This is a genomic window from Microcystis wesenbergii NRERC-220, from assembly GCF_032027425.1.
Classification (GTDB): domain Bacteria; phylum Cyanobacteriota; class Cyanobacteriia; order Cyanobacteriales; family Microcystaceae; genus Microcystis; species Microcystis wesenbergii_A.
The window spans coordinates 4,629,827-4,643,567 of the sequence record NZ_JAVSJA010000001.1 but is presented as its reverse complement, the minus strand read 5'-3'; the positions used below and the strand labels follow the sequence as shown (position 1 = coordinate 4,643,567).

13 protein-coding genes and 2 pseudogenes are annotated in these 13,741 nt (G+C 42.8%); 6 read left to right on the top strand and 9 right to left on the bottom strand.

The window, feature by feature from the left end; all coding sequences use genetic code 11:
* Window positions 1-26: 26 nt before the first annotated feature.
* The 4 genes from RAM70_RS22615 (at window position 27) to RAM70_RS22600 (ending at window position 4,783) form a co-directional block, all read left to right on the top strand.
* The gene (locus tag RAM70_RS22615; RefSeq protein ID WP_045360511.1) at window positions 27-839 is read left to right on the top strand and encodes an inositol monophosphatase family protein; all 813 of its coding nucleotides are present in this window, start codon (window positions 27-29) and stop codon (window positions 837-839) included.
* 256 nt (window positions 840-1,095) lie between these two features.
* Complete coding sequence (locus RAM70_RS22610; protein WP_312675716.1) at window positions 1,096-1,860, top strand: ABC transporter ATP-binding protein; 765 nt, start codon at window positions 1,096-1,098, stop codon at window positions 1,858-1,860.
* Window positions 1,861-3,157: 1,297 nt separating this feature from the next.
* The gene (locus RAM70_RS22605) at window positions 3,158-3,829 is read left to right on the top strand and encodes a hypothetical protein (protein ID WP_002768564.1); all 672 of its coding nucleotides are present in this window, start codon (window positions 3,158-3,160) and stop codon (window positions 3,827-3,829) included.
* A gap of 447 nt (window positions 3,830-4,276) precedes the next feature.
* Entirely contained in the window at window positions 4,277-4,783 is a 507-nt protein-coding gene (locus tag RAM70_RS22600; RefSeq protein WP_002768563.1) for a hypothetical protein, read from the top strand.
* Window positions 4,784-4,855: 72 nt separating this feature from the next.
* On the opposite strand, the gene ndhD1 is transcribed toward RAM70_RS22600, so the two are convergent.
* The 5 genes and pseudogenes from ndhD1 to RAM70_RS22575 all read right to left on the bottom strand — a co-directional run bounded on the left by ndhD1 (window position 4,856) and on the right by RAM70_RS22575 (window position 8,442).
* Complete coding sequence (gene ndhD1, locus RAM70_RS22595) at window positions 4,856-6,439, bottom strand: photosynthetic/respiratory NAD(P)H-quinone oxidoreductase subunit D1 (RefSeq protein WP_159294743.1); 1,584 nt, start codon at window positions 6,437-6,439, stop codon at window positions 4,856-4,858.
* Between the two features lie 422 nt (window positions 6,440-6,861).
* Window positions 6,862-7,086: pseudogene (locus RAM70_RS22590) on the bottom strand (transposase); the annotation flags it as partial.
* A gap of 12 nt (window positions 7,087-7,098) precedes the next feature.
* Window positions 7,099-7,296, bottom strand: coding sequence for a hypothetical protein (locus RAM70_RS22585; RefSeq protein WP_152607022.1), 198 nt, complete (start codon window positions 7,294-7,296; stop codon window positions 7,099-7,101).
* A 255-nt stretch (window positions 7,297-7,551) separates the two neighbouring features.
* Window positions 7,552-7,737: a zinc ribbon domain-containing protein gene (locus RAM70_RS22580; protein ID WP_238567853.1), complete on the bottom strand. Its 186-nt coding sequence runs from the start codon at window positions 7,735-7,737 to the stop codon at window positions 7,552-7,554.
* A 201-nt stretch (window positions 7,738-7,938) separates the two neighbouring features.
* A complete protein-coding gene (locus tag RAM70_RS22575; RefSeq protein ID WP_045360520.1) occupies window positions 7,939-8,442 on the bottom strand; it encodes a helix-turn-helix domain-containing protein in 504 nt (167 codons plus the stop codon).
* Between the two features lie 119 nt (window positions 8,443-8,561).
* Here RAM70_RS22575 and RAM70_RS22570 point away from each other — a divergent pair.
* A pseudogene (locus RAM70_RS22570) lies at window positions 8,562-9,776 on the top strand (RNA-guided endonuclease InsQ/TnpB family protein).
* A 256-nt stretch (window positions 9,777-10,032) separates the two neighbouring features.
* Here RAM70_RS22570 and hpsU read toward each other — a convergent pair.
* The 3 genes from hpsU to RAM70_RS22555 form a co-directional block, all read right to left on the bottom strand.
* The gene (gene hpsU / locus RAM70_RS22565) at window positions 10,033-10,623 is read right to left on the bottom strand and encodes a hormogonium polysaccharide biosynthesis acetyltransferase HpsU (protein WP_190381654.1); all 591 of its coding nucleotides are present in this window, start codon (window positions 10,621-10,623) and stop codon (window positions 10,033-10,035) included.
* 5 nt (window positions 10,624-10,628) lie between these two features.
* Complete coding sequence (locus RAM70_RS22560; protein ID WP_045360525.1) at window positions 10,629-11,579, bottom strand: glycosyltransferase family 2 protein; 951 nt, start codon at window positions 11,577-11,579, stop codon at window positions 10,629-10,631.
* A 208-nt stretch (window positions 11,580-11,787) separates the two neighbouring features.
* Window positions 11,788-12,453 carry an urease accessory protein UreF gene (locus RAM70_RS22555; RefSeq protein WP_288001883.1) on the bottom strand — a complete coding sequence of 222 codons (666 nt, stop codon included), beginning with the start codon at window positions 12,451-12,453 and terminating at the stop codon, window positions 11,788-11,790.
* A gap of 134 nt (window positions 12,454-12,587) precedes the next feature.
* Here RAM70_RS22555 and RAM70_RS22550 point away from each other — a divergent pair, with 134 nt between their 5' ends.
* Window positions 12,588-13,199 carry a DUF8692 domain-containing protein gene (locus tag RAM70_RS22550; protein ID WP_190381653.1) on the top strand — a complete coding sequence of 204 codons (612 nt, stop codon included), beginning with the start codon at window positions 12,588-12,590 and terminating at the stop codon, window positions 13,197-13,199.
* A gap of 1 nt (window position 13,200) precedes the next feature.
* Here the strand turns inward: RAM70_RS22550 and RAM70_RS22545 are convergent, their stop codons facing one another.
* Window positions 13,201-13,704: a MogA/MoaB family molybdenum cofactor biosynthesis protein gene (locus RAM70_RS22545; RefSeq protein WP_190381655.1), complete on the bottom strand. Its 504-nt coding sequence runs from the start codon at window positions 13,702-13,704 to the stop codon at window positions 13,201-13,203.
* Window positions 13,705-13,741 lie beyond the last annotated feature (37 nt).

Genomic DNA, 13,741 nt, shown 5'->3' with positions numbered 1-13,741 from the left:
TCTACTAGAAGACGAACGAGAAAATTATGGAAACTTTTTGGAGTCAGGTTTTAGACTTTTGTTATCAGGCTACTGGCCAGGTGGGCGATCGCCTACTAGCTGATTTTGGCAAATTACAGGCCACCAATAAAGCAGACGGGACTTTAGTGACGGCTGCCGACCGTTGGTCCGATGGCGAATTGCGATCGCTACTTGCCCGCACTTTCCAGGATCATGGAGTCTTAACCGAGGAAACTACCCATATTTTCCCGGATCAAGAATGGTGTTGGGTCGTGGATCCGATCGACGGCACGACTAATTTTACTCGCGGTCTTCCCATCTGGGGCATTTCCCTGGGACTTCTCTACCGGGGGACTCCCGTGTTCGGATTTGTTTATCTGCCCTGCCTGAAACAGTCCTATTATGGTTATTGGTACGGTGAGACGGGTTTAACCGGTCCGCTAGGGGCCTACTGCAACGGTCAACCGATTCACACCAGCGACGATTTTCCCAGCAAAAATCATCTGTTTAATCTCTGCGCTCGTAGTACAGATCTATTAAAAAAACCCTTTCCCTGCAAAGTGCGGATGATAGGAGTAGCTAGTTATAATCTGCTTTTGGTTGCCGATGGCACGGTTTTGGGAGGAGTGGAAGCAACCCCGAAAGTCTGGGATATTGCTGCGGTTTGGGCAATTCTACAGGCCGCGGACGGAGTATTTATCTCTTTAGGAGAAAAGATTTTTCCCTTGCGGGTAGGGGAAAATTATCGTGATCGATCCTATCCCTGTTTAGCCGTGGCTCGATCGAATTTAGCACCGGTTTTCTTGCCTTTAGTCGGTTTTCTCAAGGATGTTGCTTGAATGGAGAATTGCTCAGGTTAGAATAGCTGCATTTATTGGTTTTATCTTTATTTAGGGCTGGCTGAATAAATCTAAAAACCTTGTTGGATAATATCTTTAAGCTTGTTTGAAATCAAAAACTGCCAGCCCTTGGAGTGATCAGGGGGGAAATTTAGGCACTTTTTGCCTGAAAATTAGGTAATTGACCCCCTGAAAATCGGTAAAACCCTACACCCCACACCCTACACCCCACACCCTGCCCCCACGAATTTATTTCATGAGTTTTGATACTTCCTCTCTCAGCCAACGCAACGATAAAGCCGAAGTCTATCAGCCAGTAATTATTCGCCTCGAAAATGTATCTAAAATCTATGGCAGTGGCGAAACCATGGTTAAAGCCCTTAATAACATCAATTTAAGCCTCAAAAAAGGGGAATATTGCGCTATTATGGGGGCATCGGGTTCGGGAAAATCCACAGCCATGAATATTATCGGCTGTCTTGATCGTCCCACCTCGGGGTCTTATTATCTAGAAAATCTGGACGTTTCCACGCTGCCGGATGGGGATTTAGCTCAGATTCGCAATCGTAAAATCGGCTTTGTTTTCCAGCAATTCCATCTTTTACCCCAGATGAGTGCGCTAGAAAATGTCATGTTACCGATGATTTATGGTGGGGTTTCTCCCCAAGAAAGAAAGGAAAGAGCGATCGCTGCTTTAACGAAGGTAAAATTAGATAATCGACTGCACAATAAACCCAATCAATTATCGGGGGGACAACAGCAGCGCGTCGCTATTGCTAGGGCAATTGTCAATCAACCCATATTATTACTTGCCGATGAACCGACGGGGGCGCTGGACTCGAAAACTACCCAAGAGGTGATGGCTATTTTCTCGGAATTGAATAACAGTGGCATTACTATCGTGATGGTAACTCACGAGGCCGATGTGGCGCGTCACTCTCAGCGCATTATTTGGTTTAAGGATGGTGAAGTGGTTTATCCTAATCTCGCACCGACGGATTTACACGAGGTGATTGGGTAGGGTGGGGATTTTTCAGTTATTAGTGAAAAGAAAACGACAACTTCCTATATAACTGATTCAAAGCTGATGGCTTACTGCTATAGGTTTGAAACTATTTAACTAGGACTTGCTGAATAATGGTAAAACCCTTTGAAAATAAGGCTTTTGACCTGTTAAAATCTGATGTTAGCCTGCATTATTCATGAAGACTTTGGAAAATCCTCGAAAGCCTTGGCAAGAAGTTCATCTAGCGATCTGGCTGAAAAACAGTCTGTTTTTTGAGATGTCCTCACAATCAGGTTTTTGCCAGTTGGTGAATAATGCAGGTTAGTGCAAGAAAATAGGATTGGGACATTCAAAAACCTTGCATTATTCTTCTCGTAGTACATAAACTGGTACAAAAAAAGAGGGCAACAAAGCCTGAAACGACCGACTCCTGACTCCTGACTCCTGACTCCTGACTCCTAACCCCACCAACAAACTTTTTCAGCAAACCCTAACTATTGTTACCTCAGTTTTTGTTTAAGTCTCAATAGTCGCTATTTGAGCAAGGATTACGCAATTAAAAATAGCTGACTTCGTTGTTCAGTTCGCCAAGATTATTGCTGGACTTCCCCCATACAGAAATACTAAAAAATTAACAAAACCCTTACCGCAGGTCGCTTCTCAGAAAAAATTGAAAAGAGGCTACTGGGTACATTTTTCGCTTGAAAATGGCTGTACCGTTGACTGTATCTGGAGTAGAGCGATTCCGTAGAGTTGGCTGTATAGTGATCGCTAACCTGATTTTAACAGATAGTGTCATTAATCTCTAGAGTAAGGGATTCGCTCTGTAGCCATGTTTTTGCTGGTTTTCTGCCCCGAAACAAGCTATAATGGTCGAAAGGTCAAATTTGAAAAATTTTGCCTCAAACCCTATCTGCGTAAGGACTTCAGGATTTTGTGTCCAGTAGTCCATTAGTATTATATTGCTTTAACTCAGGCTCTGTAAGACTTTTAGCCATAGCTAGTATGTTTATACGGGGGAAGTTCAGTTATTGATGCTCGCTACAGTTAAGAATTAAGAAGTAATCGGGTTATGGCAAATCATTGGAGCGGACAAATATGATATTTTAGATTTAAGTTGAGAGTGGCGATTGCCTCTTGATTAAGTCGTTAGGTCGCTTTAACTCTTAGTAGTGATAATGTCCGTCAAGTTATTTTTTAGTGTGATCGATACTGATTGATTCATTAGGAGGTTTAGCTTGTCGAATGCTATCTCGTTCCGTTGATTTGGGAAGACTCAAGTTATAGGGATATCTGCTTCGGAGGTTGAATTATGCCAGGGATGCGAAGGGCGGATCGCCGAGATTCTAATAGTGATAATGAGCGCAACAATCCTCGCTCTCGGCAGCCAGAGCCACCCTCTTATCATGAACTGAAACAGCAGCGAGATAATGCTAGAGGTGATAAGTTTTTGTTGCAGCAGGAAAAAGCTCAATTGCAGCAACAGCTTCAGACTTCACAGCTTGCAGTTGATGAATGGGAGCAGCGTGCAACGCAGAATAATCAACTCTATCTTAGTGAGCAGCAAAGATATCAGCAAACTCTTTGTCTTTATAACGAAGAGAAGGCAAAAACTGTTGAATTAATAGCCAAATATCAAGAAGCAGATGCCCGGCGGACGCAATATCTGACTCTGTATAATGAAGCCCAAGAGCTGCTTAAACGAGAAAGACGCTCAAAGGCTGGCATCAAGGGTTGGGAAACTCGCCGTAAAATTGAAAATGAGCGTCTAAAGCAGGAAATTGCTGAAATGGTTGTTCTACTGCGTGAATCGTTGGCAAGCAAGGATGAGGCGGTGAATAACCTTTATGCTTTAGCAGAGCGTATGGATAGGATTCAACAATTAGTTGATTCGGTAGAAGTGGAATCTACTGGTAATCCAGTTGGTTTGCTGCAAAAGCTCAAACGCATTTGGCTTGCCATTAAAGATATCCTTTCTGAATAACTGGACTTCCCCCATACATAAATACTAAAAAATTAACAAAACCCTTACCGCATGGAGGTTCTAAGAAAAAATTGAAAAGAGACTACTGGGTACATTTTTCGCTTGAAAATGGCTGTACCGTTGACTGTATCTGGAGTAGAGCGATTCCGTAGAGTTGGCTGTATAGTGATCGCTAACCTGATTTTAACAGATAGTGTCATTAATCTCTAGAGTAAGGGATTCGCTCTGTAGCCATGTTTTTGCTGATTTTCTGCCCCGAAACAAGCTATAATGGTCTAAAGGTCAAATTTGAAAATTTTTGCCTCAAACCCTATCGGCGTAAGAACTTCAGGATTTTGTGTCCAGTAGTTCATTGGTATTGTATTGCTTGAACTCAGGCTCTGTAAGACTTTTAGCCATAGCTAGTATGTTTATACGGGGGAAGTCCAGGAATAAAGGAGATTTTTCATGAGTCAAGAGTTAACACCTGCTCTAGAGCCAAAGCGTAAAGGCACATTGGGGGAACAAGTTCGTAAAATTGCCGATCAGCTTCAACAAGATACTGAATTGCAGATTAAAGCGACCTCTCGTATACTAGGAGCCGCCGCTCAGATTAGTGAAAATCACGATCAACTTATTCGTGAGGTTGTTGATATGGTTGAGGAAGATCTAGACAACCAAGCTTGCGTTTATCAGACAATCAACTTCACTGTTGATACTCTTAAGCAGCAGTTTAGAACGCTAAATGAAGCTAAGTATTATTTTGGATTAAAAGCTAATAGTTGGGCAGCTCTTGCTAATAAACTCAACAATCTATCTACTCAAGACTCGATGCCTATTGATTATGACAAGAATTCAATATCAAAACGCTTTGATGTGATTGAAGGTGAGATCAGAGCTATGCGTTCCGAAATAAGTCAGATATTGTTTCTGTTAAAGCTACTTATTCCTGATAAGTCCTCTCTTGATCAATAATGTGGTGGGTTACGGCGAATTTTTAATTATTGGTTAACTGCTTAACTTGTCGTCGCCTAACCCACCCTACATTTAAATTTCGGGTGCTTTTAGGGAATAAAGGGAGAAACTGGGGGTTTTTGCCTTTGCCTGTTGCACTAAACTGGGGACAGAATTACGCGCTAGGGCGGTTAATTTATTGGTAGTAGCATCGTAAATCGTCGTAGCCACTTTGGGATAGAGTCCAATGCCGATAATTGGCACTAATAGAGAAGCGATGATAAAGACTTCCCGGGGTTCCGCATCGACGAGGGCATGGTGTTCTTCTAATTCCTTATTTTCCGGCCCATAGAGAATTTCTCGCAACATGGACAAGAGATAAATCGGGGTGAGAATGACACCGATAGCCGCTAAAAAGACGATGATGACGCGGAAAGTGGGACTATAGGCATCACTGGTGGCAAAACCGATAAATACCATTAATTCCGCCACAAAACCGCTCATCCCGGGCAAAGCGAGGGAAGCAAGGGAACAGGTGGTCCACATAGCAAAAACTTTCTTCATTTTCTTGCCGACACCGCCCATCTCGTCTAACATCAGGGTATGGGTGCGATCGTAGGTACAACCGACCATAAAGAATAAACTCGCCCCAATCAGTCCGTGGGAAATCATCTGTAACATCGCCCCGCTTGTACCAATATCGGTAAAGGAAGCCATACCAATCAGGACAAATCCCATGTGAGAGATGGAAGAATAGGCAATTTTGCGCTTAAGATTGCGTTGGGCAAAGGAGGTTAAGGCGGCGTAGATAATATTAACTACCCCTAAAATCACCAAAACGGGGGCGAAAACGGCGTGAGCATCGGGTAACATCCCCATATTCATCCTTAAGAGCGCATAACCACCCATTTTCAGCAAAATTCCCGCTAGTAACATGTGGGCAGGGGCAGTGGCTTCGCCGTGGGCATCCGGTAGCCAAGTATGGAGGGGGAAGATGGGCAGTTTTACCCCGTAGGCAATCAGGAAACCAGCGTAGAGGAATAATTGCAGTTTCAGGGGAAAATCCTTGCCAGCAATAGTCACCATGTCAAAGGAGACGGTATCGCCATAAAAAGCCATCGTCAGCGCCGCTACAAGGATAAAGAGAGAGCCTCCGGCGGTGTAAAGGATAAATTTGGTGGCTGCGTAGAGACGACGTTTACCGCCCCAAATAGAGAGGATTAGATAGACGGGGACTAATTCTAATTCCCAGACGAGGAAGAACAGTAACAGATCCTGTACGGCAAACACCGCAATCTGTCCCCCGTACATCAACAGCATCAGGAAGTAGAATAGTTTCGGTTTAAAAGTCACCGGCCAAGCCGCTAAGATAGCCAGAGTGGTGATAAATCCCGTTAAGATAATCAGAGGCATGGAGAGGCCATCGGCTCCTAAGGACCATCTTAGGTCAATTTCGGGCAACCATTGATAACTTTCCACTAATTGCAGATTGGGATTAGCGAAATCGTAACTGGTATAGAAAGCGTAGATAATTAGGGCAAAGTCGATTAATCCCACCGTCAGAGCAAACCATCTCACGGTTTTACCGTCTTTATCGGGAATTATGGGAACTAATAAAGCGGCGACGATGGGAAAAAGGATGATGGCAGTTAACCAAGGAAAGTTCGTTAGATTCATCGGCTGTTTTAATATTTATTTAATCGTCAGAATCGAGAAATTAAGCTAGGGCTTTTTGGCGGTTTTACCGGGGAAAACCGCTTTTTTTCTCTTGTTCTCGCGGTTACAGTTAACTGTACCTAAATCAATCTAGCAATTATTTTCCTGTCCTTGTCTATTAATATTGTTAAGTTTCAGGAGACTTCTGCCCTAATTAATTTTTGAGAGTTCAAAAATGGGAAAAATAGCGATGAGGTTGCAGAAAATCTCTAAATAAGTGGGTAGGTGTTAAAAATTGTCGGCTCCCCCCTTATTAAGGGGGGATTAAGGGGGGTAGGCAGGGTGGTTTCATAAAAGTAAAGCAAAAATTGTGTCAACTTGGTTAGCCCATAAACGCCGAGCTTGGGGAACCGTCCGAAACCCGCCACGGCGAACCAAGGTAATCAACCAACTAAATAAAATCGCCCAGTTAACGGGAGAATGACCGCCCGCCGAGACGGATTATCCTCCTTCAAGGCGACATCTTTCACCCAGTGAAACTGATTTTCAATACTCCAATGCCCCTGAATTGCCTTCAAAAAGGCTTCCACTGACAACCGTTCACTACTGATGAAATAAGCCTTCTCCTCAAAATTCTTTCCCTCCCGTTTGCCTTGACGTTCCACTACGACAAAGCTTTGTCAACCTCTCCATTTCTGCTGGAGACCTGCCGATGCTTCATATACCCTCACTTTTCTGCTTACTTGTCTGCCGTGGCTATTATCTTGAACTGTGATTTCTGAGCAAGCTGGCTCTGACAACGCTCTTTTTTCTATGGCCTTGTATAGGCTCGGCTGATTTTCTTTGACCGCCATCAGGTAATCGTGATTGGCTTCCATGATGGCGGCTGCTGTCTCCCTTTGATTGTGTAGAGCATCTACTGTGAAACACTGGCGTACTGGTAACTCCCCTAATGCCTCTATCAGTTCTGATACATTTATGCGGTACAACACGGTATATCACTGTATTGTGCCACAATAGCATTAAGCTGCCCGCGCATTTAAATTGCTTGTTGAGACGAGGCAAGAGGCAAGAGGCAAGAGGCAACAGTAAAGGGATTGGGGGAGATTCGGCTAATCTTAAGAATAAGCGCTTTAAATGCGTCTTAGCTTACCATTTTTGACAACGGTAAAGGTCTTATCCGACAAAGCTTTGAGCATAATCCCCAAAGCACCATTAAAGTCACGATTTAAAGTATGTCCACATTCAGGGCATTTAAAAACTTTTGAGCCACCTAGTTTGGCTCTCCTAGACTGATTATTAACCCCGTGTGCAACTATATTTTCAGTCTTGATTTACAAGGTTTTCATAAATCAGCAGAGATAAAGTATCCTCTGGAACCCTGATTCTGTGGTTTTTAGTTGCACATCGCGTAAATCTTCCTATTATTGTATTGATTCCAAAGCGACTTTCATCTTGTGCGAAGTATCGGATTTTCCTAGTTTCGTTTTTTTCTTCTTTCAGGTAATTACTCAAGAACTCTAGGTTTTCTTTGAGGGTTCCTTTAAATTCCTCCCTTTTTTTTTATCCTGTTTATTATGCTCCGGTCTTGCTACTTTCAATTTGGCCTTGAGACGATAACGCGTCATTTGATACACTGTGTGATACTCCGCTTCTACTCCCAGTTTTTCGGCTAACCATTCCTGCACTTCCCCATAGCTCTTAAATCCATTTTCTTCTTCTTTTAAGTGCTTTTCTAAGGCCTTTTCCGCCCATTCTGGGAGCCCTCGCACTCTACCCTTTGATTTTTTCCTTTCTAACATTCCCTCCAAGCCTTGCTCACGATATTTACACAACCAGCTTGGCACTGTGTTTCTATGATGCCCTAAACTTTCAGCTATCCCCTTGAGGGCGGGAGCTTTTTCTTGTTTTAGCCAATACAGCACTTGCAGTTTGTCTTTTTCCCTGGCGGTGGTTGCTTCTTTGAGCCGTTGAGTTAATTCCTCTGCACTTTCTTTGACTACTGTTGAAGTTACTCCTGCCATGATTTTTGAATAATCTACCACCTCTTCATCGAAAATTTGGGTCTGAAACCCCGTCGTTCTACGACGGCTTTACTGTTAAATATTAGAACATTTACGAAATATATGCTAGAATGTGAGACATGGAAAAAGCCTACTCGTTCCGATTTTACCCCACACCCGAACAAGAGTCGCTATTGCGGCGCACTTTGGGCTGTGTAAGATTAGTTTACAACAAAGCTCTCCACGAACGAACACAAGCTTGGTACGAAAAGCAAGAAAGAGTAGGCTACGCTCAAACTTCTTCAATGCTAACCGATTGGAAAAAGCAAGAAGAATTAAACTTTCTCAATGAAGTAAGCTGTGTACCTTTACAACAAGGGTTAAGACATTTACAAACAGCTTTCACTAATTTCTTTGCTGGTCGTACTAAGTATCCCAACTTTCAGAAAAAACATCAGGGAGGAAGTGCCGAATTTACCAAATCAGCCTTTAAATTTAAAGACAAACAAATCTATTTAGCTAAATGCACAGAACCTTTACCTATTCGATGGTCAAGACAAATCCCAGAAAGCTGTGAACCAAGCACAGTAACAGTCAGATTACATCCTTCTGGACGTTGGCATATTTCAATTAGATTTGATGACCCAACAATTAAGCCATTACCAGTAACAGATAAAGCCATCGGAATTGACTTAGGAATTAGTAGCCTTGTGATTACCAGCGATGGTGACAAAGTATCTAATCCTAAGCATTTTAAAAAGCATTATCGGAGACTGCGAAGAGCATCGAAAAATCTTTCTAGAAAACAGAAAGGGTCAAAAAATCGGGAAAAAGCAAGAATCAAAGTAGCCAAGATTTACGCTCAAATCACCGATAGCAGAAAAGACCATTTACATAAGCTAACCACTCAATTAGTTCGTGAAAACCAAACGATTGTGGTTGAGAATTTAGCCGTCAAGAATATGGTCAAAAACCCGAAATTATCTCAGGCAATATCTGATGTAAGCTGGGGAGAAATCACCCGACAATTAGCCTATAAATGCCGTTGGTATGGAAGAAACTACATCGAAATAGATAGATGGTTTCCTAGCTCTAAAAGGTGTAGTAATTGTGGGTATATTGCTGAAAAAATGCCGTTAAATGTTCGAGAATGGGATTGTCCAGACTGTGGGACTCACCATGACCGAGATATTAACGCAAGTAAAAATATTTTGGCCGCAGGGCTTGCGGTGTCAGTCTGTAGAGCGACCTGATGACCAGAACAGAGTAAATCTGTTAAGGCAGGTGCGAAAAATCCTTCGGGAAAGAAGCAGAAACCGTTCGGCGGTTCGGCTGAGCTCACCGTCGAAGCCTGAGCTCACGGCCGAAGCCTAAATCGTGAGGTTTGGGAATCACCGTCCGTTTACGGCGGTGAGGATGTCAATCTACATCATTTGCCTTTTTCTCTATTTAATTTGGTATAACATCGGATTTTAACAGGTCAAAAGCCTTATTTTAAAAGGGTTTTACCATTATTCAGCCAGCCCTACTTAAATTACGAACAGCTTAATATGTCCCGTGGCAAACAGTGGGGCAAAAGCGATCGGAAGACCGCAAAAAATGCCTCTTAGCTTAACTACTATAAGAATTCATCTTTCTATCGTATTGAGGACGACAGGGACTGCCCCAAGCGACCTTTTGAGCAGGAATATCGGCAAATACGCTACTTCTTGCCCCAATAACAACATTAGAGCCAATTTTTACCCCCGGAGCCAAGAAACAATCGGCCGCGATCCAAGTACCATTACCGATGAGGATGGGAGTCGTTTTTAAGCTGAAAGAGCGATCGCTGGGATCGTGACTGCCAGTGCAAAGATAGCATTTTTGAGAAATCACACAATGACTGCCGATGGTAACGTTATCTAAACTATAAATCACCACATCATCGCCGATCCAAGTATAATCTCCGATCGCCACTTTCCAAGGATAAGTAACCCTTACCGTCGGGCGAATTTTCACCCCAAGGCCGATTTTAGCCCCGAATAGCCGCAAAACAGCGCAGCGAAAGCTATCCATCTGGTGCAAACTGAGGGGGAAAAGAATCCCCTGTACTAACCACCAAAGCAGGATAATTGGATTAGAACGACCGCGATCAAACCAAGATTGATCGTAGGTACGCAGATCTAGCCACGCTTCCTCATCGGTGCGGATTTCTGGGGACATAGTACTTATTTAATCATTTCTACCGGTTGAGGTTCCGAGGGTTTAATCGGGGGATTAGCCTGGGCATTAACGTTTAATTTACCGCCAAATTGCCGTAATTCGTACAATTTAACCCCTATTTGGTATTCGTACTGACTCAAAAGACGACCGTAGATATAACCAGCTTTGCCATCCAAGAAACCGAGACGGATAAAATAAAAGAGAATAAAGCGCAGCAGCGGTTTAAAGGGCAGTTTTACCCAAATTTTCTTTAAAAAACGTTTTCTCTGCACCGCATCACCGAACAGGTTCGCTCCGATCGTGCCGCTTTCGTCATTACCCGTGAGAATATTGTAATAAACCCGCGCTTCCCAGTTGGAATAACGATTATGTCTTTCTAACCAATGATAGATATCGCGGAAATCGATGTGCAGCATATCATTTTTCAGATATCCCACCTTGCCATCGAGGATAACGTGTTCGTGAACTTCGTTATCTCCCGTGTTGGGGATATCTTCCGTGTTTAAATTCTCGTATCTGCCCGACTTATGTTTCAATAAGCGCAGATTCCAGTCGGGATACTTGCCACCATAACGAATCCATTGTCCGAGGAAGAAGACGCGACGATTGAGATAATAACCGTTATAGTTGGGATCTTGGATCACGGTGGCGATTTCGTCCCATAGTTCGGGGGTGATTCTCTCATCACAATCGACGATTAATACCCATTCATTGCGAAAAGGCAGATTATCGAGGGACCAGTTTTTCTTTTTCGGCCAACGACCATTAAAATAGAATTGGACTACATTAGCCCCATAGTTTGTAGATATTTCGATCGAGCGATCGCTACTTTGGGAATCGACGACAAACACTTCATCAGCCCTAGCAACACTCTCTAAACAGGCGGGAAGGTTAGATTCCTCGTTTTTGGCGGGAATCAACACCGAAACGGGAATTTTTTCTGATTGACTAAACATTGGTACACTGTGGCTAGGTAGAGTGTTCGCATCTTTCCTTAAAACCCTTAGTCACTCTGAAAGCGAGAACTAGGACCTAAGATTTTTCTTGATCTTACTATACCTTATTTGGTTTTTTACCTAAAAATGTCGGCTTGAACCTAAGAGAGAGACTCCTAGAGACTTGCATATTCTCCCAGAAAATAGTGAAAAATTTGATCGCTAATTTCTAACTGCGAAATAGACGACTATACTGGGTTTCGTGGTTCATACTGGCAAAACTTAGCCCCCAACTCCAACTGCTCAGGTTTTCATCGGCTAAACTGATAATATCTGCTGTTGCTGTTAATAAACTGGGCTGTAAACCGATCAGAAGGGATTGTCCTAGGGTTTGCCCTAGGGGAATTAAACGCAATCCTGCATTGATTAAATTACTTGCCCAACTGTGTAAATAGCCTAAAACCGCTAATTCTTCGCCAATTTGCCAATGACTTGCCCCGATCGCAAAAGCGGTGGCATAATTAGCCTGTTCTGGTAGATTATCTCTGGCCGGTGCTAACTCCCGCAATAGGTTTAACAGCGATCGCCCCATTTGCCAGCTTTGTTGTCTTAATTCGGCCGTTTCCCGCGTTGCCGATAACCAATTATCCCAATAATTAAGTTTTGTAAAATCCTCTTGACAAAAACAACGATATACCCTTACCAAAACAGCCGTTTCTAAGCGAATCGAGCCTTGACAAAGCGATCGCTCTAACCAATCATTCAAGGTGGCACTATTGAAGATAATCCCCTTTTCGACGAGGGTTTCTAGCCCTTCGGAATAACTATAGGCCCCCACGGGTAAAATCGGACTAGCCAATTGTAATAAACACAAAAGTTCTTTTTGATCGAGCATAGAAAACCGAGAAAATTGTCCTTAACACAATTAGGGAAATGCTTGGCGCTTCGGTATGTAGATCGAGCCAGTAGAAAGCGGCACTCTGTGAATTATACCGTGGTTAATAGCCACAATTATAAACTACTATACTTATGTCCTCACGAGAACAGCATTTTCTGAAAATAAATCTTGTCGTTCTCCTCTTGATTTTAGCTTTGATTGCTGGGGTTGATCGGGCAAAATTAAACTCTAGTCTTTTATTTTATCCTCCCGCTACTCCCCCAACTCCGATCGCTGGTTTATTAACCCATTCTTTTCAATTGCTTTGTTGTTTACCCCCGATTGTTTGCCTTTTTAGTTATGCTTTATTGTCCCGCAAGGCAAGTTTCAATAATTCTCGCCATTTTTTCCTTGTTTCTGGCATAATAACGGGACTTTTTGCCATCAATGAAATCTTCAGAATTCATATCATTCTCCTCTATTTTAATATTCCCAAATTCTTGACTATCTCTGTTTACGGCCTGGCAATTCTGATTTATGGTTTAGCATTTTGGCGGCGAATAAGACAAACTTCTTACCAAATTTTAATCATCGCTTTAGCACTTTTAACTTTGGCGATCGCTGTCGATCTTCTCCAGATTAACAATCGAGGTTTTGCTAGTCTAAGTGAAGGAATTCCTAAACTGTTAAGCGCAGTGAATCTAGCTGGCTATTTTTGGGATGTATGTTTTCAAGAAATTTCCGCCCAGATCAAATCAAAATAAATTATCCATTTAGCTGTTTAACCAGATGTGATATTTCGGGAAGAATCAGTTTTTCTAGGGCTAATTTAACGGCATTAGTGGAACCAGGTAGAGAAAAGACTAATAAGTTTTGATAAACCCCAGCTATTGCTCTCGATGCCATGGCACGGGAGCCAATTTCCTGATAGCTGAGATAACGAAATAATTCGCCAAAACCGGGCAAAGTGATCCTTAATAAAGGTACTAAAGCATCGTATGTGGTGTCTCTGGGAGCAATACCTGTACCCCCATTGAAAATTAAGACTTTTATCTGATTTTGATTGCTAATCTCTGGTAAGATTGCTTGAATTTGTAAGGGTTGATCGGGGATAATTAAGTATAGGCCGATATCATGACCAGATCGAGTTAGTAACTCTTGAATTATCTGGCCACTCCTATCCGTCTCTGGGGTACGAGTATCGCTCACCGTGACTACGGCACAGGTAAGGTGAAGGAGGGTGGTGTCGGGATGGGGAATAAAGGTCATAATTAGGGTTTGCGGCAAAAAGTTTTTCCTGGGGACA

Coding starts and splice junctions, on each gene's coding strand:
- RAM70_RS22615 (WP_045360511.1), top strand. CDS start 27: ATGGAAACTTTTTGGAGTCAGGTTTTAGACTTTTGTTATCAGGCTACT.
- RAM70_RS22610 (WP_312675716.1), top strand. CDS start 1,096: ATGAGTTTTGATACTTCCTCTCTCAGCCAACGCAACGATAAAGCCGAA.
- RAM70_RS22605 (WP_002768564.1), top strand. CDS start 3,158: ATGCCAGGGATGCGAAGGGCGGATCGCCGAGATTCTAATAGTGATAAT.
- RAM70_RS22600 (WP_002768563.1), top strand. CDS start 4,277: ATGAGTCAAGAGTTAACACCTGCTCTAGAGCCAAAGCGTAAAGGCACA.
- ndhD1 (WP_159294743.1), bottom strand. CDS start 6,439: ATGAATCTAACGAACTTTCCTTGGTTAACTGCCATCATCCTTTTTCCC.
- RAM70_RS22585 (WP_152607022.1), bottom strand. CDS start 7,296: ATGGAAGCCAATCACGATTACCTGATGGCGGTCAAAGAAAATCAGCCG.
- RAM70_RS22575 (WP_045360520.1), bottom strand. CDS start 8,442: ATGGCAGGAGTAACTTCAACAGTAGTCAAAGAAAGTGCAGAGGAATTA.
- hpsU (WP_190381654.1), bottom strand. CDS start 10,623: ATGTCCCCAGAAATCCGCACCGATGAGGAAGCGTGGCTAGATCTGCGT.
- RAM70_RS22560 (WP_045360525.1), bottom strand. CDS start 11,579: ATGTTTAGTCAATCAGAAAAAATTCCCGTTTCGGTGTTGATTCCCGCC.
- RAM70_RS22555 (WP_288001883.1), bottom strand. CDS start 12,453: ATGCTCGATCAAAAAGAACTTTTGTGTTTATTACAATTGGCTAGTCCG.
- RAM70_RS22550 (WP_190381653.1), top strand. CDS start 12,588: ATGTCCTCACGAGAACAGCATTTTCTGAAAATAAATCTTGTCGTTCTC.
- RAM70_RS22545 (WP_190381655.1), bottom strand. CDS start 13,704: ATGACCTTTATTCCCCATCCCGACACCACCCTCCTTCACCTTACCTGT.